This is a genomic window from Streptomyces sp. NPDC033174 (genome assembly GCF_055577795.1).
In genome coordinates, this window is record NZ_JBVIPQ010000003.1 from 652,476 (window position 1) to 674,668 (window position 22,193).

At 71.3% G+C, this 22,193-nt stretch carries 19 protein-coding genes; 10 read left to right on the top strand and 9 right to left on the bottom strand.

Features of this window, described 5'->3' with window-relative positions; all coding sequences use genetic code 11:
* Positions 1 to 47 precede the first annotated feature (47 nt).
* Together ACZ5VC_RS13075 and ACZ5VC_RS13080 are read left to right on the top strand one after the other, a co-directional pair.
* Positions 48 to 902 (top strand): SAM-dependent methyltransferase, encoded by an 855-nt coding sequence (locus ACZ5VC_RS13075; protein ID WP_469120124.1) that lies wholly within the window; start codon positions 48 to 50, stop codon positions 900 to 902.
* Positions 903 to 1,449: 547 nt separating this feature from the next.
* Entirely contained in the window at positions 1,450 to 1,653 is a 204-nt protein-coding gene (locus ACZ5VC_RS13080; RefSeq protein ID WP_028964611.1) for a cold-shock protein, read from the top strand.
* Positions 1,654 to 1,733: 80 nt separating this feature from the next.
* On the opposite strand, the gene ACZ5VC_RS13085 is transcribed toward ACZ5VC_RS13080, so the two are convergent.
* On the bottom strand, positions 1,734 to 2,216 hold the full coding sequence (locus ACZ5VC_RS13085) for a DUF2000 family protein (RefSeq protein ID WP_469120125.1): 483 nt from the start codon (positions 2,214 to 2,216) through the stop codon (positions 1,734 to 1,736).
* On the opposite strand from ACZ5VC_RS13085, the gene ACZ5VC_RS13090 reads away from it, so the two are divergent.
* Positions 2,215 to 3,006 (top strand): helix-turn-helix transcriptional regulator, encoded by a 792-nt coding sequence (locus ACZ5VC_RS13090; RefSeq protein ID WP_469120126.1) that lies wholly within the window; start codon positions 2,215 to 2,217, stop codon positions 3,004 to 3,006. The genes ACZ5VC_RS13085 and ACZ5VC_RS13090 overlap by 2 nt on opposite strands.
* 42 nt (positions 3,007 to 3,048) lie before the next feature.
* Here the strand turns inward: ACZ5VC_RS13090 and ACZ5VC_RS13095 are convergent, their stop codons facing one another.
* Positions 3,049 to 5,064, bottom strand: coding sequence for a prolyl oligopeptidase family serine peptidase (locus ACZ5VC_RS13095; RefSeq protein WP_469120127.1), 2,016 nt, complete (start codon positions 5,062 to 5,064; stop codon positions 3,049 to 3,051).
* A 131-nt stretch (positions 5,065 to 5,195) separates the two neighbouring features.
* Between ACZ5VC_RS13095 and ACZ5VC_RS13100 the strand changes: the two genes are divergently transcribed.
* Positions 5,196 to 5,369, top strand: a complete 174-nt coding sequence (locus ACZ5VC_RS13100) for a CsbD family protein (RefSeq protein WP_468712681.1) — start codon at positions 5,196 to 5,198, stop codon at positions 5,367 to 5,369.
* Positions 5,370 to 5,571: 202 nt separating this feature from the next.
* Here the strand turns inward: ACZ5VC_RS13100 and ACZ5VC_RS13105 are convergent, their stop codons facing one another.
* The gene (locus ACZ5VC_RS13105) at positions 5,572 to 5,994 is read right to left on the bottom strand and encodes an acyl-CoA thioesterase (RefSeq protein ID WP_469120128.1); all 423 of its coding nucleotides are present in this window, start codon (positions 5,992 to 5,994) and stop codon (positions 5,572 to 5,574) included.
* A 400-nt stretch (positions 5,995 to 6,394) separates the two neighbouring features.
* On the opposite strand from ACZ5VC_RS13105, the gene ACZ5VC_RS13110 reads away from it, so the two are divergent.
* The 4 genes from ACZ5VC_RS13110 to ACZ5VC_RS13125 all read left to right on the top strand — a co-directional run bounded on the left by ACZ5VC_RS13110 (position 6,395) and on the right by ACZ5VC_RS13125 (position 11,018).
* Positions 6,395 to 7,804, top strand: coding sequence for a hypothetical protein (locus tag ACZ5VC_RS13110; protein ID WP_469120129.1), 1,410 nt, complete (start codon positions 6,395 to 6,397; stop codon positions 7,802 to 7,804).
* A gap of 112 nt (positions 7,805 to 7,916) precedes the next feature.
* On the top strand, positions 7,917 to 9,182 hold the full coding sequence (locus tag ACZ5VC_RS13115; RefSeq protein WP_469120130.1) for an AAA family ATPase: 1,266 nt from the start codon (positions 7,917 to 7,919) through the stop codon (positions 9,180 to 9,182).
* The gene (locus ACZ5VC_RS13120; RefSeq protein ID WP_469120131.1) at positions 9,179 to 10,537 is read left to right on the top strand and encodes a vWA domain-containing protein; all 1,359 of its coding nucleotides are present in this window, start codon (positions 9,179 to 9,181) and stop codon (positions 10,535 to 10,537) included. Before ACZ5VC_RS13115 ends, ACZ5VC_RS13120 begins: the two co-directional genes overlap by 4 nt.
* Positions 10,538 to 10,778: 241 nt before the next feature.
* Entirely contained in the window at positions 10,779 to 11,018 is a 240-nt protein-coding gene (locus tag ACZ5VC_RS13125) for a hypothetical protein (RefSeq protein WP_469120132.1), read from the top strand.
* 157 nt (positions 11,019 to 11,175) lie between these two features.
* Here ACZ5VC_RS13125 and ACZ5VC_RS13130 read toward each other — a convergent pair whose 3' ends face one another.
* Positions 11,176 to 12,399 (bottom strand): glycoside hydrolase family 64 protein, encoded by a 1,224-nt coding sequence (locus ACZ5VC_RS13130; RefSeq protein ID WP_469120133.1) that lies wholly within the window; start codon positions 12,397 to 12,399, stop codon positions 11,176 to 11,178.
* 234 nt (positions 12,400 to 12,633) lie between these two features.
* A complete protein-coding gene (locus tag ACZ5VC_RS13135) occupies positions 12,634 to 13,050 on the bottom strand; it encodes a VOC family protein (protein ID WP_469120134.1) in 417 nt (138 codons plus the stop codon).
* 267 nt (positions 13,051 to 13,317) lie between these two features.
* On the opposite strand from ACZ5VC_RS13135, the gene ACZ5VC_RS13140 reads away from it, so the two are divergent.
* Both ACZ5VC_RS13140 and ACZ5VC_RS13145 read left to right on the top strand, forming a co-directional pair.
* Entirely contained in the window at positions 13,318 to 14,889 is a 1,572-nt protein-coding gene (locus ACZ5VC_RS13140) for an SMI1/KNR4 family protein (RefSeq protein WP_469120135.1), read from the top strand.
* A gap of 124 nt (positions 14,890 to 15,013) precedes the next feature.
* Positions 15,014 to 16,459: an MFS transporter gene (locus ACZ5VC_RS13145; protein ID WP_469120136.1), complete on the top strand. Its 1,446-nt coding sequence runs from the start codon at positions 15,014 to 15,016 to the stop codon at positions 16,457 to 16,459.
* 54 nt (positions 16,460 to 16,513) lie between these two features.
* Here ACZ5VC_RS13145 and ACZ5VC_RS13150 read toward each other — a convergent pair whose 3' ends face one another.
* The 4 genes from ACZ5VC_RS13150 to ACZ5VC_RS13165 all read right to left on the bottom strand — a co-directional run bounded on the left by ACZ5VC_RS13150 (position 16,514) and on the right by ACZ5VC_RS13165 (position 22,179).
* Positions 16,514 to 16,789, bottom strand: a complete 276-nt coding sequence (locus ACZ5VC_RS13150; RefSeq protein ID WP_469120137.1) for a hypothetical protein — start codon at positions 16,787 to 16,789, stop codon at positions 16,514 to 16,516.
* On the bottom strand, positions 16,770 to 17,339 hold the full coding sequence (locus ACZ5VC_RS13155) for an RNA polymerase sigma factor (RefSeq protein ID WP_469120138.1): 570 nt from the start codon (positions 17,337 to 17,339) through the stop codon (positions 16,770 to 16,772). Before ACZ5VC_RS13155 ends, ACZ5VC_RS13150 begins: the two co-directional genes overlap by 20 nt.
* A gap of 251 nt (positions 17,340 to 17,590) precedes the next feature.
* The gene (locus ACZ5VC_RS13160; protein WP_469120139.1) at positions 17,591 to 19,939 is read right to left on the bottom strand and encodes a protein kinase domain-containing protein; all 2,349 of its coding nucleotides are present in this window, start codon (positions 19,937 to 19,939) and stop codon (positions 17,591 to 17,593) included.
* Between the two features lie 2 nt (positions 19,940 to 19,941).
* The gene (locus ACZ5VC_RS13165) at positions 19,942 to 22,179 is read right to left on the bottom strand and encodes a protein kinase domain-containing protein (protein ID WP_469120140.1); all 2,238 of its coding nucleotides are present in this window, start codon (positions 22,177 to 22,179) and stop codon (positions 19,942 to 19,944) included.
* Positions 22,180 to 22,193 lie beyond the last annotated feature (14 nt).

A 22,193-nucleotide genomic window follows, 5' to 3' on the forward strand; every position in this document is an offset into this window, starting at 1 on the left:
GCGGGGAGCTCGCGCGAGATGACAGGAACCACGAGGGGGAGCGCGACATGACCGGGGAGCACGGCACCTTCACCCCCATCCACATAGACACCGCCCGCCCGCACCCCGGGCGGGTGTACAACGCGCTGCTCGGCGGCAAGGACCACTATCCGGTCGACCAGGCGGTCGCCGAGAACATCAGGCGGAACCACCCCAACGCCACCGCCTCCACCTGGGCGGCCCGCCATTTCATGGAACGCAGCGCCACCTTCATGGCCCAACGCGGTATCACCCAGTTCCTGGACCTGGGCTGCGGCGCGTCCATCGATCCCGACCTGCCGCAGATCGTCCAGCGCATCGTGCCGGAGGCGCGGGTCGTGTGCGTCGACTCCGACACCATCGTCGCGCGGCGCGCCGAGGCCCTGATGCAGGGGTCGCCGGGCGGACGCACCGTCTTCCTCCAGGCGGATCTCACCGACCCGTCCTCGGTCCTGGCGTCCCCGGAGGTGACGGACACGCTCGACATGACGCGCCCGGTCGGGCTGGCCCTGAACAACGTGCTGTGCTTCGTCGACGACGCGGCGCGTCCCCACGACGCCGTGGCCACCTTCATCGACGCGCTCGCGCCGGGCAGTTACGTCTCGATATCTCACCCCACGGCGGACTTCCGCGACATGAGCAACGTCGTCGTCGCCTACAACTCCCCGAACGAGACCGGGCCACTGCGGCTGCGCAGCCGCGCCGAGATCGAGCGTTTCTTCACCGGCCTCGACCTCGTCGAGCCCGGCCTCACGACATGCCACCGCTGGCGGCCCGACATCGTCGTCCGAAGATTCGGCGCGATGACCATGCCGTACTGCGATTCCAGTGGAATCACCGATCTGGAGGACTCGAAGTACGCAGGCGTCGCCCGCAAGCGCTAGGTGCGTCAAGCGCCCCGGCCGCCCGCGGCACACCGCACTCCGACCGCCGCGGCCCGAGGCCCCGCACCGCACGACTTCCGGTTGAACCGTTCTGTCACCACGATTCAACCGGTCGCGGACCGAAGCGTCCGCCGCACCGCGCCCCTTGCCCCAGGTGCGCCCCGCGGCGGCAGCTCGTCTCGCCCTCCGTGGAACGAGCTCTCGGTCCGGGGGGTGCCTCCTCCCTCGGAGGCACCCCCGACCCCCGCACCCCCGGGTGCAGGTGGCAGCACCACCACTCCCTCCAGGGCCCCCTGGCACCTCACGGCACAGCCGGGCGTATGTTCGTATGCCTCATGTGGTCAGAGGGGACATCACCCCCCTGTTCAGGGCTTATTGCTCTCTGGTGGTGGACCGTTTCTCCGTGTAGCGTCGCTGCCAGCTGTCGTGGTTCGCAGTACCTGCCCGCGCCTTGGCGCGGGCGTTTTGCTGTGCAGTGCTCGGGGACCAGGACGATCACCTCCGGGTCCGCGTGGTGCGTGCCCGATATCGACTGAGAGGCACGAGCATGGCCAGCGGTACCGTGAAGTGGTTCAACTCCGAAAAGGGCTTCGGTTTTATCGCGCAGGACGGCGGCGGTCCGGACGTCTTCGCGCACTACTCGAACATCAACGCCAGTGGCTACCGTGAGCTCCAGGAAGGCCAGGCGGTGACCTTCGACATCACCCAGGGCCAGAAGGGCCCGCAGGCGGAGAACATCACCCCCGCCTGACCCGAAGCCACACCGTCGGGCCCCCGGAGCTCAGCTCCGGGGGCCCGAGGCAAGTGTCGCCCACCCCTGTCCCGCTTGGCTCAGGGGTGCATCCGGGCGCCCTTGAGGACTTTGTCCACCGCGTTGCGCGGCCCGTACACGGCGAGCCCCACCACATCCAGCTGGTCCCTCGGCACAGCCCGCACCGCCGCGCGGTTGTCCCGGTCGTTGCCCGTGGCGAACAGGTCGGACGTGAACACCGACCGGGGGAGCGAGCGCGACAGGGCCTGGCCGTGCGCGCGCGTCAGCGTCTCCTTCGTACCCTCGAAGACCAGAACGGGCTGGCGGAACATCGGCAGGTAAGGGGTGTCGTCGGCATCGGCGTACGGTTCGCCGATCACCTCGGGAAGCGCCGAGCCGAAGCCGCTGACCAGGAACGCGGTCACATTCAGCCGCTGCCAGGGCTCCAGGTCCTCGCGCAGCAGAACAGCGATCTTCGTGTCGAACCGTACGGGCGTGCTCTCGGATGTCATGATCCGAGACTGCCGTCCGTCCCGCCGGACCGTCTTGTACGTTCTTTGCATGGTGGCCCGCCAGGAGATCTCCGCGTGGCGTCCTCGCGTCGCGGGCGTCGTCGAGGTCTTTCACGCCCACTTCACCGAGCACGCCTACCCGATGCACGTCCACGACGCGTGGACCCTGCTGATCGTCGACGACGGCGCGGTCCGTTACGAACTGAACCGCCACGAGCACGGCACCCCGCGGGACACGGTGTCCCTCCTCCCGCCGCAGGTACCGCACAACGGCTCGCCCGCCACACCGCAGGGCTTTCGCAAGCGGGTGCTCTACCTGGACCTCACCCAGCTGGACGAGAGCTTCATCGGCCCAGCGGTGGACAGCCCAGACCTGGTCGATCCCGTCCTGCGCCGACGCGTCGGACAGCTGCACACGGCCCTCGCGGACCGGGGAGACGAACTGGAGGCGGAGAGCCGTCTCGCCCTGATCGGCGAACGGCTGCGCACCCATCTGCGCCCCAGGCTCGTCCCCCGCCCCTCGCGCCCCGACCGGGGTGTGGCCCGCGACCTGCGAGAACTCCTCGACGGCCGGCTGCTCCAAGGCGTGTCCCTCAACGAGGCCGCGACGCTGCTGCACGCCCACCCCGCCCACCTCGTACGGGCGTTCAGCGCCGCCTTCGGCATCGCCCCGCACCAGTACCTGATGGCCCGCCGGGTGGACCGCGCCCGCCGGCTGCTGCTCGACGGCCGGCGGCCGGGCGACGTGGCGGCGGCGACCGGCTTCTACGACCAGTCCCATCTGAGCCGGCACTTCACCCGCGTCGTGGGCGTCGCCCCCGGACGCTACGCCCGTCAGTGACAGGCGGGGCCCCCGGGGCGCGCCCGGTGTCCTGGGCCTCCGTCACGACGGCGGCGTGCCGAGGTGTCTCCACAGGAACGTGTACGCCAGCGCGTGGTTGAAGGCGGCCTGTTCGTTGTCGGTGGCACCGCCGTGACCACCGCCGGTGTTCTCGTGGAAGAGCACCCGATGGCCCAGTTCGCGCAGGCGCGCCGCCGCCTTGCGGGCGTGACCGGGGTGGACGCGGTCGTCACGGGTGGAGGTCATCAGGAGCACGGGCGGATACACCGGGTCGGCCGACAGATGGTGATAGGGAGAGATGGCCCGCAGGTGGGAGAGGTCGGCGTCACTGTCGGGATCGCCGTACTCGCCGACCCAGGACGCCCCGGCGAGGAGCTTGTGGAAGCGGAGCATGTCCAGGAGCGGCACCTTGGCGACGACGGCGGCGAACAGTTCCGGGTAGCGGGCGAGCATCGCGCCCATCAGAAGACCGCCGTTGCTGCCGCCGGCGATCCCGAGCTGCGCGGGCGTGGTGATGTGCCGGGCGACGAGGTCGGCCGCCACGGCGGCGAAGTCCTCGAACGCGCGGGTGCGGTCCGCGCCGAGGGCGGCCTGGTGCCAGCGCGGCCCGTACTCGCCACCGCCGCGGATGTTCGCGACGACGTACGTGCCCCCGCGCGCGAGCCACGCCCTGCCGGTCACCGGACCGTAGAAGGGTGTCAGGGAGACCCTGAAGCCTCCGTACCCGTACAGCAGCGCCGGACCAGGGCCGCTCGCGCGGTCGGGGCCGACGACGAAGTACGGCACCCGCGTGCCGTCCGGTGAGACGGCGAAGAACCGCCGCACCGACAGACCGGCGGCATCGAAGTACGCGGGGGCCCGCTTGACGATCTCGCTCTCTGCCCCGATCTCCCCCCGGTGGAGCGTGGAGGGCTGCAGATAGCCGTCCACGTCGAGGAAGTACTCGTCGGAGACATCCGGATCGGTGTCGGTAACGGTCGCCGAGGACAGCGGCGGCACCTCCGCCAGCGCGCGCCGCGTCCAGCCGTCGGCGGCCGGGGTGAGGACCTCGACGCGCGAGGAGACATCGACCAGTGTCGTCAGGATCAGATGGTGCCGGGTCCAGGAGTGCCCGACCAGCGCGGTGTGCTCGTCCGGCGTGAACAGCACCTGCGCGTCCCGGCCCCCGGCGAGGAAGGCGTCGAAGTCGAAGGCGAGGAGCGAGCCCGCCGGGTGGCCCAGCCAGGGCGACTTCGGCGTGACGATCAGCCACTGCCGCCAGGCGTACGCGCCGGCGTCGTCCGGCACCTCGATCTTCACCAGCGTGTCGTCGTCGGCCAGCAGAAACAGCTCGTCGTGCCAGAAGTCCCGGGAACGGGAGACGAAGTCCCGCTCGAAGCCGGGCGTCTCGCTGCGCCAGCCATCGGCCGACACATCCCCGTGATCGGCCTCGAAGACGAGCTCCGCGTCCTCCAGCGCCGTACCGCGCCGCCACCGGCGGACCGTCCGCGGATACCCGGACGCGGTGAGCGAGTCCGGTCCCGTGTCCGTGCCGACGAAGACGCGGTCCTCGTCGATCCAGCTGATGCGGGTCTTCGCCTCGGGGACCTCGAACCCGCCCTCGACGAACGCGCGTGCCGCGAGATCGAACTCCCTGACCACCACCGCGTCCGAGCCGTCACGCGACAGGCTGACCAGGGCCCTTCGGTAGTCCGGGTACCGCACGGCGGCGCCGGCCCACACCCACTTCTCTCCCTCCGCCTCCGCCAGGGCGTCGACATCGAGGAGCATCTCCCACTCGGGGGCGTCCTTGCGGTACTGCTCCAGCGTCGTACGCCGCCAGACCCCCTTGGGCCGGCCGGCGTCCCGCCAGTAGTTGTAGAGGAAGCGGCCGTAGCGGACGGTGTACGGGATCCGGTCGGCGTCGTCGAGCACCTCACGCACGTCCACCCGCAGCCGCTCGAAACCGGGATCGGAGACCAGCTCCGCCCGGGTCTCCGCGTTCCGCTCGGCCACCCAGGCCAGCGCGGCCTCACCCTGAACGTCCTCGAGCCAGAGATATGCGTCGTCATCGGTCACGTACCGATTGTGCAGACTCCCGGCCGGCGGTGTCCGTCCCACCGTCGAGTCCCCGGGTTTGGGCCGGACCGTAGCGGCAAGGCGGTCTCCGACACCTAGTGGTGCCGTACCGGCCAGAAGGAGTGATCTTTGTGTCCGCCGAGGAGAAGGCCCAGTCGAAGGCCGAGCAGGCCAAGGGCAAGGCCAAGGAGAGCATCGGCCGCGCCGTGGGCAACGAGCGCATGGAAGCCGAGGGGCGCGGCGAGCAGGCCAAGGGCGACGCCCGCCAGGCCAAGGAGAAGATCAAGGACGTCTTCAAGGACTGACCGCCTGCGGGTGCGGGGTGAGCCGCGAGGCACCCCTCGCAGCAGGATGAAGCGCTGTCGCGCAGGGAGCGGCGCCCCCGGAGAGGGGCGCCGCTCCCCGCGCTCCGCTCCCCGCCATCGGGACGGCCACGGGCCGTGACGCCGCGCCTCGGTCGCCCGCCGGTCATCCAGGGGCGAGAAAGCGACGCCGGGCGAGCCCGGGTCAGAGACCGAAGACCTCCGGGGCGTCCGCCAGCTTGCGGAAGTACTCGCGCGGCTCCGCGACCATTCTGCGCTCCTTCAGGTCCAGCAGTCCGCCGACACCGGTCACCTCGGCGGCCACGGTGCCATCGACCTTGCGGATCGTCTGTTCGATACGGAAGGTCTTGCCCTCACCCCAGATGAAGGCGCACGTCACCTCCACCTCGTCGCCCGCCCGGAGCTCGCGCAGATAGCGCACCGTCACTTCCAGAGCGACCGGCCCCAGACCCTTCTCCAGCAGGTCCGCCTGCCGGATGCCGGCCTCTTGCAACAGCGACCAGCGGGCATGCTCGGCGTACTGGAGATAGACGGCCTGGTTGAGGTGGCCCTGGGTGTCGGTCTCGTATCCGCGCACGACGACGGGTACGGAAAACGGCTCTGCCACTGCGTTCCTCTCGACGGCACATGCTCAGCGCTTGCTCATCGGGGACAACCGCCCTACGGTGCACGACATTCCACGGCGACGGGTTCGTACGCCTGTCGGTGGTACAGGACGCTGGCTCGGCCGCCTCTGGATCTAGCTCCTCGCCACCTGACGCTGGTCAGTGGCGCAGACTGTTCCGTCCCCCGCGCGACGGCGGTTCCCGTACGCGATGGTCAACACGGCGAGGCGCACCCCGGGCTGAACACGGCTTCTCCGTACGGCCGCTGGAGGGGCGCGACCGAGGAATGACCGCAGAGCGCCGAAAAATCTGGTGGATCGCAGAGCGGGGCGATAGGATCATCCCGATGATGACTCACTCCGTTAACAGAATGGGGGTCCCGTCCGCGCAAGGTGAGTGCTGATGCTCACTCAAACCGCGAATGGGGATTCCCGCCTTTCCCTCTGGCTGCGCGTGCGCGAGTTCGCCGTGCCGCCGTCCATGATCGAGACTGCGACCGCCCGCCGTTGTACCGGCGACTGGGCGGGGGCGTGCGCCGCCGCGGGCATCGATGTCGATCTCAACCTGCGTTCCGTGGCCCGCACCCATGGCCGGGAACTCGTGGCCCAAGTCCGGGCCGATCTCCGTCATCTGGCTCCTGACCTGCTGCGCTGGCACATGCCCAGGATCGCTCCCGACGGACTTCTGCGCCCGGGTCTGACGATCACCCTGGCTCGGTACGGCGCTGCGGGGCCCGACGGCAAACGCCCGGTCCACCTCGTTGCCCGGACACCGCCGGCGTGGGCGGACGCCGGTCAGCGGATCAGCCTCGCCCTGTGGGACGGATCCCATTACGAGGCCGACGCCCGCCGTCATCCACATCCGCGCCCCAACCGGCGGTTCCGCCTCGACCTGCACCGCCACCTGTGGGACACGCGCAGAACCGATGAGCTGCGGATCCGGTCCGGGGCCGATCGGCAGTCCTCCGATGCCGTTTCCGCGAGGGATCCGGATCCTCGGGGGGTCGTGCCGCAGGGGCGCCGCTGCGCCGTCGACCGGTGGGCGGCCGAGGGCGAGATTCTGCTCCGGGCCGAGCGGCGGCAGGCAGGTCCCGTCGCCGTACGGCTCGGGAACCGACATCCACTGGTCCTGGACCTGGTCGCCGGCCGGGACGGGGCCGGGCCGCTCGCGATGCGGATCGCGGCCGCGTCCACGGATGGCGCCGCCTCCGCGCTGCCGGTCCTGCCCGACGCGGCGACCTGGGTGCTGCCCGACCTGGAACTGATCCGCGCCGGTGCGATCGACGCCGACCGGCTGCACCCGCTGGTCGCCTCGGCACTCGTACCGGAGTACTCGCCGAACGTCCCCTCCCCGCGTCCGGACCTGGCAGGACAGCCGCGCCTCGTGGACTGCCGGGGCGCGCGGCACCGGATCGGCCTGGTCGACGGCGTACTGGCCCCGCTGGACCACGACCCCGCCGAGATCCGGCGGGAGGAACTGCTGGTCGCACTGACCGGTACTCCGCTTCCCTGCCTGCGGGCGATCGACGAGGCGCATCGTCGTCCCGAGTGCCTCACCGGCGTGCGCGAGCGTCTGGACCACGGCGACATCCCCGGCGCGCTGGCGGTCGTCGAAGGTCTGCTCGGCCCCGACGCACTCCTGCGCAACGGCGCTCTACGGGAGGAACTGGAGGCAGCCGCGCGGCGGCAAATCCTCCACGGACTGTTCCGAGCCGGCCTGGCGGAACCCGGACCCGGCTGCGTCGGCCCGGCCCCTCGCCAACCGCACAACCACCGCTCAGGCCCCCGCCCACGCCGCGCGACTCGTCGCTGACCAGGGACATCCGTCCCCCCGCACCCGCACCCGCGCCACGCGGCCTCGCCGCCTCATGGGACCTCCGTCCCCGCACCCACTTGGCTCACCACACACCCAAAGGTGATGAAACTTGCCCACGCACAGCCAGTTCGCTGCCACCACCACGCCTTCCGTCCCAGCCGCCCAGGCCTCCCAGCTCGACGTCGCCGGTGACCTGCTGGCCCTGCTGCGTGACACGACCACCGAACCGCGGCCGGACAACCAACTCGAGGCCCTGACCCTGGCCGTGGCCGCCGACCTGCCCGTGCTCCTGTGGGGTGAGCCGGGGATCGGCAAGACCGCGGCGCTGACGCAGCTCGCCGAGGCCCTGGACCTTCCGCTGACGACAGTGATCGCCAGCGTGCACGAACCATCCGACTTCTCGGGCCTGCCCATCGTCGGAGACGACCCCGCGGAGCAAGGAGTCCCGATGGCCCCGCCGGACTGGGCCGTACGACTGGTACGGGCCGGCCGAGGGTTGCTGTTCCTGGACGAGCTGTCCACCGCGCCTCCCGCCGTGCAGGCCGCCCTGCTCCGCCTGGTGCTCGAGCGGCGGATCGGTGCCCTGCGACTGCCGCCGGAGGTCCGGATCGTCGCCGCCGCCAATCCGCGGTCCTCGGCAGCGGACGGCTGGGAGCTGAGCCCGCCCTTGGCCAACCGGTTCGTTCATCTTCAGTGGACGCACGACCACGAGGTCGTGGTGCGCGGCCTCGGCGGGACGTGGCCCCGGGCGGCACTCCCACCGCTCGCTCCGGAGCGCCTGCCGGACGCCGTGGACCTCGCCCGTCGCGCGGTGTGCGGGCTCCTCACCGCACGCCCGGCACTCGTGCACCGACTGCCCAGCAGCGAAACGCGCCGAGGCGGCCCCTGGCCCTCACCCCGCAGCTGGGAGATGACACTGCGTCTGATCGCCTTCGCGACCGCGGCCGGCTCTTCCCGGGACGTACTGTCCCTGCTGATCAGGGGCACGGTGGGGGACGGCCCCGGGCTGGAGATGCTGGCCGTGATGGACCGGATGGACCTCCCGGACCCCGAGGTGCTTCTCGCCGACCCCGCGGCTGCCGTCCTGCCCGAGCGGGGAGATCGGCGCCAAGCGACACTCGAAGGTGTGGTGGAGGCGGTCCGCAACCGCCCGGAGAAGTCCCGCTGGGACGCGGCGTGGTCGCTTCTCGTCCGGGCGGTGGAGACCGGAGCTCCGGACCTGGTGGTCGTCCCCGCGACCACGCTGGCCTCGCTGCGCCGCGAGGACTGGGACGTTCCCCGGGCGATCGAGCAGCTCGCCGGAGCCGTCTCCCTGTCCCGGCGGGCAGATGACGCGGCGGCCCGCGTCGGCGTCGCCGCGAGGGCAGGCCGATGACGGCGGACGCCCCGGAAACACCGGAAACACCGGACCGGTTGGCTGCACCCAACGCCCCTGCGACAGCGGCGGCGCCGGAGACGCGGGACGCACCGGGAACACCAGAAATACCGGGGACCCTGGACACCGACAAGCTCTTCGCCGCCCGGCTGCACGCCGCGCGCGTCCGCCCGTACTTGGCGACCGCGCTGTTCGCCCTGCACACCGTGGAGTCGCGCCGGGTACCGACGATGGCCGTCGACCGGCACTGGCGGTGCTACGTCTCGCCCGCGTTCGTGGCCCGTACACCGGTGGAGGAACTGGCCGGCGTGTGGGTGCACGAGGTGTCGCACCTGCTGCGCGACCACCACCAGCGCAGCGACCGGGTCGCCCGGGAGCGCGGATTGACGAGCCCCGGGGATCGGCTGCGGATGAACATCGCCGCGGACTTCGAGATCAACGACGACGCGTTCGGCGACGGGCTGGCCCGGCCCGAAGGCGCTGTCATGCCCCAGCTCCTGGAGCTGCGCGCGGGGCAGCTCATGGAGGACTACCTGCGTCAGTTCCGGCTCGGGCCGCGTACGCAGAGCCTGGCCTGGCTTGACTGCGGCAGTGGCGCCGACGGGCTCGAACGGGAGTGGGAGCTGGGACCGGACGGTGCGCACGGCCTCAGCGACCAGGAGCGGGACGCGGTGCGGTTCCGCGTGGCGCAGGGCATCACCGGCCGCCCGGGGAGCGCCCCGAAGGGGTGGCAGCGCTGGGCGGAGGAGGCCTTCCACCCGCCGCAGCCGTGGCGGGAGCTGCTGGGAGCGGCCGTCCGCTCGGCCGCCTCCGGCTCCGGAGCGGGTGAGGACTACACGTACGGGCGCCCGTCGCGGCGCTCCGCCGGGGTGCCCGGCGCCGTTCTCCCGAGTCTGAGGCGCAGGCCGCCCCGGGTCTCCGTGGTCATCGACACCTCCGGGTCGGTCAGCGACACCGAACTGGGCAGCGCCCTCCACGAAGTCGCCGCGATCTCCCGTGCCGTCGGCGGCCGTCGGGACCTGATCATCGTTCTGCCGTGCGACGCGTCGGCCCGGATCGTGCACCCGCTCTGCCGGGCCGAGGGGATTCCGCTGATCGGCGGTGGGGGGACGGATCTGCGTACGGGCTTCGCCAAGGCGCTCCGGGCGCCGGCGCGACCGGATGTCATCGTGGTCCTGACGGACGGACAGACGCCCTGGCCGACCACGCGACCGCCGTGCCGGACGGTGGTGGGTCTGTTCCCCCGGCAGCACGAGACCGGGTCGTGGGACGAGGACGATCCCGAGTACGTGCCGGACCTGCCGCCGGAATGGGCGCGCACGGTGGTCATCGGATCCTCGACCGGCGGCCGGTGAGCCGCCTCGGGGTCACGTTCCCTTCCCGGCCGCCTGACGGTCGGCGGGGAAGTGTGTCGCGGTGACGACTTCGGCGCCGCGTCCGCCGGGGTCGGGCGTATCACCAGGCGCAGTCCCGGGTTGCGCGGTGGCGCTGCTCGTGAGCTCCTCCGACCGGGTCTCCTTTTGGCGCGCCTGCGTGCGGCGCGGGGGTGCCTGGTCAACAGTCGTTGCGAGTGATCCACAACTCCAAGGAGAAACCATGCTTCGGCGCGTTTCACTGACTCTGGCCGGCCTGATGACCGTCGGCTTCATCGCGGCGTCTCCCGCTGCCGCGTTCACCTTCGGTCCCGAAGGCGGCCAGGAGACTCACTACGGGGTCGAAGGCGGCGGCTGGGAAGAGAGCCACGAGGCCGAAGGCAGCAAGACGGACGCCTACTACGTGAGGGTCGACGAGACCGAGTTGTACAAGTTCCACACCAGCTCGTTCCACATCTCCTAACCCTCACCGGTACGGCGCGCTCGCTCACCGGGCGCGCGACGTGACCGGATTCCTGCCTCGGAGGCAGACTCCGCCTGCCCCATGCCCGTGATGACTGGGCATGGGGCAGGCGTATGCGCCCGGAAACGCTGAGGCGCCGAGGCACAGGCCCGCCGGCCTAGTCGAACGGATCGAGCGTGACGTAGGCCTGCTGCGGGTCGCCGTCGTGTACGAGCGACTCGTGAGCGCCGACGTCGTCGAAGGCGAAGCCGTACGCCTTGCTGTCCGTCATCTGGGCGTGGATCTTGCGGGAGTAGTGGTTGGTCACCGTGTCCTGGTAGAAGCCGGCCGAAGAGGTGTCCGGCTGGTTGGGGTTGGTGAGCAGGGTGGAGCGGTTGTAGCCCGCGCAGAGGGTACGCGAAATGGGGCCGCGCACCTGATCGTTGGGCGCGTCGAGCAGCTTGTAGCAGCCGAACACGCTGTCGGAGTCGGGCTTCTGGAAGGACGTGACGAGGGCTCCGGAAGTGTTGGTGAAGTTCATGGTGTTGCCCGATACGCGGCCGTAGTACTTCACGGAGGGCTGGTTGGCGAACGGCGTCACGGTGAGCGTCGAGCCGGCGTATTTGGCCCAGACGCGGTCGATGTAGTTGTTCATGGTGTTCGACGGAAGTGCGCCGGCCTCGATGCCGTGACCAGGTGCGAGGGCGCGCAGTACGGTGCCGTCGGGCCGGGTCTGGATGAGGTTCGCCCAGCCGCCCGGCTGGCCCCTGAGTGCGTTGAAGAAGCCGTTGTAGCCGCCGGGCTTGAGGCGGCCGGTGGTGGCGACACTGCCGTCGGGGCGCTTGACGCCGACGGCGTACGGCGCCGAAAACATGTCGACCTGGGTGCTGTTGATCCAGAGCCCCGAATCGTTGAGCGTGTACTCGGACCAGTTGAAGAGGATGTTTCTGTTGGGGTCGCTCGGGTTCTGGACGGCCGGCTGCACCAAGCCGCCCGTCGCGAGCTTGAAGACCAGCTTCTGGCCGTAACTGAAGTAGACGCGGCCCGAGAACTTCGGCAGACGGATCGTCATGGACTGGCCCCTGGCGGGCCCGGCCATGGCCGCGTCGGGCGCCGGGACGGGTACGGATCCGCCGGCCGGCCAGGGGTGGAAGGTTCCGCTCGCGTCCGCCCAGCCCTGGCGGCCGGTGGAGAGCTCGGTGCCGAGGTTGTAGACGTAGATCTGCTCACCGCGGTTGGAATTGTTCTTGAAGGTGAGCGGGATGGTGGCCGGGACGGCGGTGGCTCCGGCCGTGTTCGCCCGGACGGTGGGAGAGGGACCGGCGAGCGTGAGTCCGGCGCCGACGAGGGCGGCGGTGACGGGGATGAGCACCTTGAGCTTGCGACGGTGGAGGGAGGGCATGAGGGGGCTCCTGAGGTGTGTGGGGGTGTCCTGAGAGCGCTCTCAGCATGCTGACGGGTGATGGGCCTGTCAATGGACATGACGCACTCGGCCGAGCGGAGGCTGACCTGTGCGCCCGCGAACTCGCCGCGGGTTGCGAGGCGTTGAGGGGATCGGCGCCGGCGGGGTCGAGACGTGTCCACCACGCCGGGCGCCCCCGTCACGGGACGGCCATGCGCCGACCCGGGTCTCCGCTCAGGCCTGCTGCTCGCTGATGTTGACGAGCCAGGTGATCCCGAAGCGGTCCGTGCACATGCCGAAGACGTCGCCCCACATCTGCTTCTCCAGGGGAACCGAAACCGTGCCGTCGCCGGAAAGCTTGTTCCAGTAGCCGCGCAGCTCCTCCGCGTCGTCCCCGCTCAGACTCACCGAGATATTGGTCCCCGGGTTGTACGGCATTCCCGGCGGGGTGTCGGCGGCCATGAGCGTGAAGCCGCTGTCGGTCTCGAGCATGCTGTGCATGATTTTGTCGGCAGCGTCGCCCGCCTCCGCCTGTCCGAATTCCCCGAAGGTGTTCAACGTCAGCGTTCCGCCGAATACCTCCTTGTAGAACTCCATGGCTTGCCGGGCGTCACCGTCGAAACCGATGTACGGGTTGAGGCGAGAGGGCATGGGATCGTTCCTTTCACGGGGGCTCTTTTTCGACAGATTAGGTGGCGTAACGCAGCTGACAGGGAAGGCTCCCCGGCGGCATAGAACGTCAGCCTGTTTCCCGCCCTGCTGCTCCACGGCCGTCGCTCAACTGCACTGCGGTGCTACGTGCCACGACGACGAGCCTGACACTGCGCCGTCTCACCCCGTTGGTCCCCGGGCCCCGCAACCGCACTGTCAGTGGTCGCTGCCATGATCCCTGCAACATCGACAACGCGGGAGCAGAGCATGGTGGAGCAGGCCGTCCAACCGATAGTCGAGGCGATCGTCGCGAACGCCCCCAGCGGCTGGACGCACGCGGTCTTGCACAGCAGGGCGGGGCGTGGTGGTACGTCGGCGACCGGCGGCTACACACCGTCCCGAAACCGCTGGAACACGGGGGTGCCCAATCCCTACATGGAGCTCATGGCGCTCGCGGAGCTACTGCGCGAGGAGCGTGGCTGGGAGCCCGTCAGCCTCGAGTTCCGGTGCCGCCCGTCCGGCGAGTACCAGTTCGTCGCCTTCAACGACGCCATCGCCCGGGTGACCGGGCCGGGCAGCGGCTTCCAGGTGGTCCTCGACCCCGACTACCGGTTGCCCCAGCCCGGCGTGCACCAGGAGCCCGGGACCGCCGCACCGGCGGGCGACCCCGAGCTTGCCGTGGCCCGCTTCCGCGCCTATCTCGAGCGGCGCGCCGCGATCCTCGGGCACGCCGACGAACTGCCTCCGCCCGCCACGGCCGCCGCGATCGACGAAGCCGAGCGCCGCCTCGGGCGCAAACTGCCCGCCGACCTGCGGGCGCTCTACCTGATCGCCGACGGTGACGGCACCGGCTACGAGCACCGCTACCTCTTCCAGGGCAATGCCTGGCTGTCGCTGGAAAGCCTGGTCGCCGAGCACACCGAGTGGAGCGGGGGCGAACGGCCCTGGTACGGCTGGGACCTGGAATGGGACGCCGTCGTCTTCGACGCCACCCCCACCGACACCGTCCGCCGCTGCGGAGGCCACCGCGGCTGGTTGCGCTTCGCCACGAGCGAGGACGGCAACTACCTGGCCGTCGACACGGACCCGGCCGCCGACGGACGCCCTGGCCAGATCATCCGTACCGGCCGCGACTACGACGACGGTCCCGCCTACGTCGACGACTCGATCACCTCACGCCTCGGCCGCTACCTGGAACTGTTGGACCAAGGCGCGTTCGAGAAGCGCGGTGACCACATATCCCTGCTCGAACCCCGCGTCGATTCGACCCCTCGGCAGATCATCGGCGAGATCCCCGACGAAGTCCCGCCCTCCCTCCAGGCCATCCACGTCAACGACGCCAGCGGCTTCGTCGACCTCGCACCGCTCACCGCCGCCCCCAACCTCCGCCGGCTTCACCTCAACCGCTCCACAGCCGCCGACCTGACCCCGGTGCGTGGCCTGCCGGTCGAATCGCTGCGTGTCACCCTCGACGGCGGTGATCTGACCGCCCTCGCAGGCCACGCCCACCTGGCGTCCCTCGATCTGACCACGTCCGCGCCCGCCGATCTCACTCCGTTGCGTACCGCGTCCCAGCTGCGCGGTCTCGATCTCTCCGGATCCGAGATCGCCGACCCGACCGTCCTGGCCGACCTGACGGAACTCCGCTACCTCTCCCTCACCGGACGCCAGTGGCACACCCTGCTGAACGACGGCAAAGTGCCCCCGGCCCTCACGGCCGCCCACCTCGCCGACGCGGACGCCACCCTCGACGACGCCCTGGCCTGGGCATCCCGCCTCGGCCTCAACACCGAGAACGCCCTCCGCGTCACCGGGACGCTCAAGTCCGCGGGCGGGTGAAACACGGCGCACCCCATTTGCCGTATCGGCAAACGCTGTTGGCCGGCGGCGAGGGAGGCGTCCATCGTGGGCGTCGACCCCACGCCAGCGGCCTTCAGCCGCCGCCCGTACCCAGGAGCGAGCCATGTCCGCACTGTCCACAGAGAGAACCGGGCCGGCGGCCCGGCCCGCGCGCCGTACCCCCTCGGCCCGATGGGCGCTCGCCGGCCTGTCCGGGTCGATGCTGCTGTCCTCGCTCGGCACCAGCATCGCCAACGTCGCTCTGCCCACCCTGGCGCAGACCTTCCACGCCTCCTTCCAGGAGGTGCAGTGGATCGTCCTGGCCTACCTCCTCGCCATCACCACACTCATCGTCGGGGTGGGGCGCCTGGGCGACCTCACCGGCCGCCGTCGTCTGCTGCTCGCCGGCATCACGCTGTTCACCGCGGCCTCCGTCCTCTGCGGCCTGGCGCCCACCCTGTGGCTACTCGTCGCCGCCCGCGCGGCCCAAGGGCTGGGCGCGGCCGTCATGATGGCGCTGACCATGGTCTTCGTCAGCGAGGCCGTCCCCAAGGACCGGACCGGCAGCGCCATGGGCCTGCTCGGGACGATGTCCGCGATCGGCACCGCCCTCGGCCCCTCCCTCGGCGGAGTCCTGATCTCCGGCTTCGGCTGGAGAGCGGTCTTCCTTGTCAGCGTGCCCCTGGGCGCTGCCACCCTGATACTCGTCCACCGGCATCTGCCCGCCGGCCGGCCCAGCCCCACAGGCGGCGACACCCGCTTCGACGGCCTCGGCACCCTTCTGCTCGCCCTCACCCTCGGCGCCTACGCCCTGGCCATGACCCTCGGCCACGGCTCCTTCGGCCTCCTCAACACCGCCCTGCTCCTCGCCACCGCCGTCGGCACCGGCCTGTTCGTCCTCACCGAATCCCGAACCGCCGCACCTCTGATCCGCCCCGCCACCCTGCGCGGCCCCGTCGTCAGCACCGGCCTCGCCACCAGCACCCTCGTCTCCACCGTCATGATGACCACCCTGGTCGTCGGGCCCTTCTACCTCTCCCGGGCCCTGGGCCTGGACGCGGCCCCGGTCGGCCTGGTCATGTCCACCGGCCCCTTGGTGGCCGCGCTGACCGGCATACCAGCGGGCCGCGTCGTCGACCGCCTCGGCGCCCAGCGCATGACCGTCCTGGGGCTGGCCGCCCTCGTCGCCGGCTGCGCCGCCCTCGCGGCCCTTCCCACTGCCCTTGGCGCCCCCGGTTACCTTGCTCCTCTCGTCGTCCTCACCGCCGGCTACGCCCTGTTCCAGACCGCCAACAACACCTCCGTCATGTCCGGCATCGAGCCCACCCAGCGCGGCGTCGTCTCCGGCATGCTCAGCCTTTCCCGCAACCTCGGCCTGATCACCGGTACTTCCGTCATGGGCGCCGTCTTCGCCCTGGCCGCGGGAACCAGCGACCTCACCCTCGCGCACCCTGCCGATGTCGCCGACGGGATGCGCATCACCTTCACCGCCGCGGCGGCCCTGGTCGCCGCCGCCCTGGGAATCGCCGTCACCGGCCGCGCCTTCACCCGCCGCACCCACCCGGCTTGAGGCCCCGGCGCCTCACCCCCGGAAGACCAGAGGAGGCATCCTCACGGGTGCGCTTCATCTCCCGGCGACGGTCACCTTGCACTGGCCGTTCTCGCAGGACCGCTGCAGCCGGCCCCTCGAGACGGTCTGCATCAGGCCGATCGTCCAGCACATCGGACAGCCGCGCAGTGCCAGTACGCCGACCGGCAGGAGAAGCAGGCTGATCGCGCCGACCGCCGGGATCAGCGCGAACGAGCCGATCAGGCCGCCGAAGCCGACCACGCCCCGGATGAGGTGCCGGGGCAGGGAGGTGCTCGCGAAGTCGGGGCGGTCAGTCTTCGTCGCGGTCATCGTTTCCTCCAGGAGCCGAGTCGGGTGCGGGACGCAGGGCGAGTTGAACAGCCGCGCGGGCGCGGTGCAGGCGCGATTTCATCGCGGCGGTACTGAGACCCAGCGCGTCGGCGACCATCCGTCCGCTGTAGCCCTGGACGTCTCGCATGATCAGCACGCGGCGCTGGTCGGCGGGGAGAGCGGCGATCGCCGCCACCACCCTGCCGGTTTCAAGGCGTTGCAGGACCTCCTCCTCGGCCGAGCGCACGGCGGCGTCCGGCACGGGGACGTGTTCCCGCATCGTCCGCGCGCGCCGCAGACACTCGTTGCGGACGATGCGGAACATCCACGAGGCCAGGGCGCCGGACGCCCGTAGCATCCCGATCTTGCGGTACAGGATGATCAACGCCTCCTGCGCCGCGTCCTCGGCATCCTCGGGCGTGGCGCAGAGCGAGCGGGCGAATCGCCGCACGTTCGGATGCGAGCCCGACACCAGCGCGGTGATCGAATCGACGTCACCGCGCTGCGCCGCGAGGATCAGCTGCTCGCCGGGCCAGGTCGGGTCAGCCACGTGCCCGACCTCGTTTGCGCATGACGACGAAGCTGCACGTGCAGAGAAGTACGACTCCGACGGCGACAGCGATACCAATGACCATCACAACCTCCAGACACGTACGGGCGTTTGCCGGTACGCGTATAAGAGGCACGGGCCTGCCGAAAGGATTCAGCCCGCGCCCCAAAAAGGAGTCCGCGGCCGAAGAAACGCGACGGTCCGGCCGCTGGTCGAAGGGACGGGCCGCCGAAAGCCCGTCACCCACGTCCTCACCGTCCGGTGGCGCTGACGGCCACCAGCCCCTTCGCCGACATGCCGTAGACCCTGCCGCCGCCCGCCCAGAGCGCAGGCTGCGGGGTGAACGACAGCGTCGGGTTGAGCTCGTACGTCCAACGGGCCTTCCCGTCCCTCGTGTTCAGGGCCCAGAGGCGGCCGCCCATGGAGAGGTAGACGGTGTCGTCCGCGCTCTGCATCACGGGCGGGGGCCCCGACGAGTCCGGCAGGGACCCCGCCCAGCGCACGGTGCCGGTGCGGGCGTCGAGCGCGTAGACGACGATGTCGAGTCCGATCCGGCCCGCGGCATAGACCGTCTTCCCGTCCGGACTCGCCACCACGGCCTTGAAGGGGACCTTGGGGGAGCGCCAGACGACCTGCCCGTTGGCCGGGTCGATGGCGTAGAGGAGGTCCGACACATGGAGGAACCAGCCGCCGGCCGAGGAGTGCGGGCCGTCGCGCCAGGGACCGTAGCTGCCCTTCAGGTGCTGGTCGAGATAGCTTCCTCCCGCGCCGGGGGCCGGCTGCTCCCAGGCGGCCTTCCCCTTGCCCCGGACGTCGATGCCCGCGATCATCGGCGCGCTGCCGTCGCTGTTGTCGCTCGCGTAGAACAGGCGTGTGCCGGACGACGGGATGAACAGCTTGCCGCGGCTGTACTGGGTGTCCGGGTCCGTGATGAACGATCCCCAGGCGAACTTGCGGCCGACGGTGTCCACGGCCCAGATGAACGTGCCGCCCCGGGACGCTTGCTGGGGTTTGGTGATGTCGAACGTCGTCGCCCCACCGGTGATGTACACGTGGCCGTCGAGCATGCCGGGCACGGTCGCATCCGACGTGATCCGCTGTGGCAGGGCCGCGGTCCAGGCGACGGCGCCGGTGTCCAGGCGGACGGCCCGCAGGCTGTGGTACATGGTGCCGCTGTGGACGAGGGTGTACGCCATGCCGCCGCCGACGGCGGCATGGAGGCCCCCGATGGCCGCACCCCCTCGGTCGGGAACGTTGGACAGCGGCCCCCATCTGCGGCGGCCCGAGCGGTCGAAGGCCCACATGTGCTTGGCGCTGAACGCGACGACGGTGTCCCCGTCGGCCGCGAGTTGCACGACCGGTTCGGCCACGGGCACCGTCCACAGCGCGGTGGCGGAGACGGTGGTGCCGAGCGGGCGCGCCGGGTCGGTCAGGGCGGGGGCGGGCCGCTTCCCGGTGGGCGGGGTCGTCCCGGGGGAGTCGCGCCCGAGCCACAGCCCGAGCGCCGTGCCGCCGCCCGCCAGCGCCACCGCGCCACCCGCCATCCCGAGCAACAGTCCGCGGCGGCCGACCGTCCGGGCCGGCGGGGGCGGCTGTGGCGGGTACGAGGGCGCGGGAGGCAGCAGGAGAGTGCCGCTCGTGGGAGGCAGCGCTGCCGTGGTCGCGGTCGGCGAACTGCCGGGCGGGGCCGAGCCCGGCGGGGGAGGGGCCGCGGTCACCGAGGGCGCCATCACCGCCGCGGCCTCCTCGATCGCCGCGATCAGCGCGGGCGGCAGCCACGCCCCCGCCGACCACGGGGCCGCTCCCCGAGCGACCGCCTCGACGACCTGACGCGGCGTCGGGCGGTCGGCGGGATTCTTCGCCAGACACGCGGCGACGAGGAGCCGCAGCCCGTCCGGCACCGCCGAGAGATCCGGCTCCTCGCGGACCACCCGCTTGAGGACGTCCGCCGGCCGACCGCCGTCGAACGGCCCCTCTCCGCGCGCGGCGAACGCGAGCGTCGAGCCCAGCGAGAACACGTCGCTCGCCGGGCCGACCGGCCGGTCCGTGGCCTGTTCCGGCGACATGTACGAAGGGGTACCGAGGATCGTGCCAGTGGCCGTCAGGGCCGTGCCGTCGACGGCACGGGCGATGCCGAAGTCGATGACATGGGGGCCGTCCAGGGCGAGCAGGACGTTGCTCGGTTTGAGGTCCCGGTGGGTGAGACCCGCGTTGTGGATCGCCTCCAGTGACTCGGCGATGCCGGCCGCCAGGGCACGCAGCGACTTCTCCGGCAGCGGTCCGCCGAGGGCCACCGCCCGGGCGAGCGGGACGCCCGGCACGAACGCGGTCGCCATCCACGGCACCGGTCCCTCGGGATCGGCGTCGACGACCGGGGCGGTGAAGGCGCCGGACACCGCACGGGCCGCCGTCACCTCCGCCCGGAACCGTGCGCGGAACACCGCGTCACCGGCCAGTTCGGGACGTACGAGTTTCACCGCGACGGTACGTCCACCGGCCGAACGTCCCAGGTACACCGCTCCCATGCCGCCGGCGCCCAGGCGGCCCAGCAGGAGGTACGGGCCGATCCGAGGCGGATCCGAGGGGCCCAACGGCTCCATGCTCAGGCCCCGTTCGCTTGCAGGGCGGCGACCGTCGTCTGAGCCGGGTTCGAGACGCACAGCCGGTTGTCCCCGGCGCTCCAGGCGAGGTTCACGGGATTGGTCCCCTTCCAGCCGGTGTGCTTCCAGCGGGGTTTGCCGTTCGACGCGTCGAAGGCCCACAGCACGCAGTCCGCCCCCATTCGGTATACGTTCTTGTCGGCGTACAGCAGCCTGGCGCCGAAGTACGCGGAGCTCTTGTCGTCGGCCGGTATCGGCGTCCTCCATCGAATCTCGCCGGTCGCGCTGTCCCGGGCGGCGAGCGAGAAGCCACCGTCCTCGTCACGCCACAGGGCGTAGAGCACGGTCCCCTTCTCGTCGGTCGCGATGCCGTCGCCCCTGAGGGACGCGCCGACGACGCCCGTCGCCTTCCACGCCACCTTGCCCGTCGCCGGTTCCAGGGCGGACAGCGTGCCCGCCGAGTCCACGACGATGAAGTACCGGCCGGCGGCGGCGACCGTGAAGGGGGCGAACGCCTTCGACCAGGCGACGGCGCCCTTCGCGTCGAGTGCGACCAGTTTCTTGGCGCCGGCGTACAGAAGGCCGCCGCCGGTGTGCGGCAGGGCGCAGAAGATGGGTGTCGCCTCGGTGGTGTGGAGCCAGGCGGTACGCCGGGAGGCGAGGTCCAGAGCCCATGCGCCGTATCCGGTGATGGACCCGAGGCCCTGTGTCGTCAGGGACAACAGGTGGGCGCGGCCGTCACGCACACCGCAGAGCAGCTGCACCCCCAGGCTCTCCGACCGGTCCAGGGTCGCCAGCGCCGGTTCCTTGCCGTCGGCCATGCGCATGCCGAGAACAACGGCCCTGCCGATGGTCTGGAACCCGGTCGACACCGTCCCCGTCGTGGTGTGCGTCAGTCCGCCCACGTACAGACGGCCGGCATCCACGGCGGCGACCGGCCTCGGGTTGGGGCCCATCACGGCGAACGACATGCCGTGGTCGGCGCCGTTCACCGTCCACTTCGCGGTGCCCTTGCCGTCGATCCCCCAGATCTGTTGCAGGGACACGCAGGCGACGACGCCACCCGCGGTGAGCACCTGCGTGCAGGGGGCCGACTGACGTACCTTCCAGGCCAGCTGTGCGTCGGGGACCGACTCGGCCGAAGGACGGGCGACGGTCCGGCTCCCGCCGGACTTCCTGGACGCGCCCCGGTTCAGCGCCCACACGGCCCCGGTTCCGGCGACCGCGAGCGCCCCGCCTCCCAGGCCGAGGAGCAGCCTGCGGCGGCTCGGCCCCGGAGAGCCGGGCGGCCCGCCGACGTCCGATGAGCCCAGCACGTCCGTCGGGCCCGTCAGCGGCATCGTCGGTTCCGGCTGGGGCAGAGCCGTCAGCACCGACCGCAGGGCGAGGACGTCCGCGGCCACCGGCTCGGGAAGCCACCCCGCCCCGGGCCGTGGACGGTCCTCCCGCTCGATGAACTCGATCACCTCGCGCGGGGACGGCCGATCGGCCGGGTCCTTGGCGAGACACCGCTCGACCAGGGGCCGCAGCCGCCCCGGGACCGCGGAGAGGTCCGGTTCGGTGTGGACGACACGGAACATGACCGCGGCCGCCGCCCCGTCCCCGAACGGGCTCGCGCCGCCCGCCGCGAAGGCGACCGTCGACCCGAGCGAGAACAGGTCGCTCGCCGGGGTGAGCGGCTGCCCCAGAGCCTGCTCCGGCGACATGTACGGCGCCGAACCGACGACCGCCCCGGTCGACGTCACCGCCGTACCGTCCGCTGCCCGCGCGATCCCGAAGTCGATGACATGCGGCCCGTCCAGGGCGAGCAGCACGTTGGCCGGTTTCAGATCGCGGTGGATCACCTGGGCGGCATGCACCCCGGTCAGCGCCTCCGCGAGACCGGCCGTCAGCATCCGTAACGCGTCCTCCGGCAGCGGTCCTCTCGTGGTGACCGCCTGCTGCAGGGAGACACCGACGACGAACGCGGTCGCCATCCAGGGCACCGCGGCATCCGGATCGGCGTCCACGACCGGGGCGGTGAAGGCCCCCGACACCTGCCGCGCCGCCGCGACCTCGCGCCGGAAACGGTCGCGGAAGCCGTCCTCGCTCGCCAGATCCGGCCGCACGACCTTCACCGCGACCGTACGACCACCGGCCGACCGCCCGAGATACACCGCCCCCATCCCACCGGCACCCAGGCGTCCCATGAGCGCATAGGGCCCGACCTGGCGCGGGTCGGCGGCGTCGAGTCGCTTCATCAGTGGATCCCCTC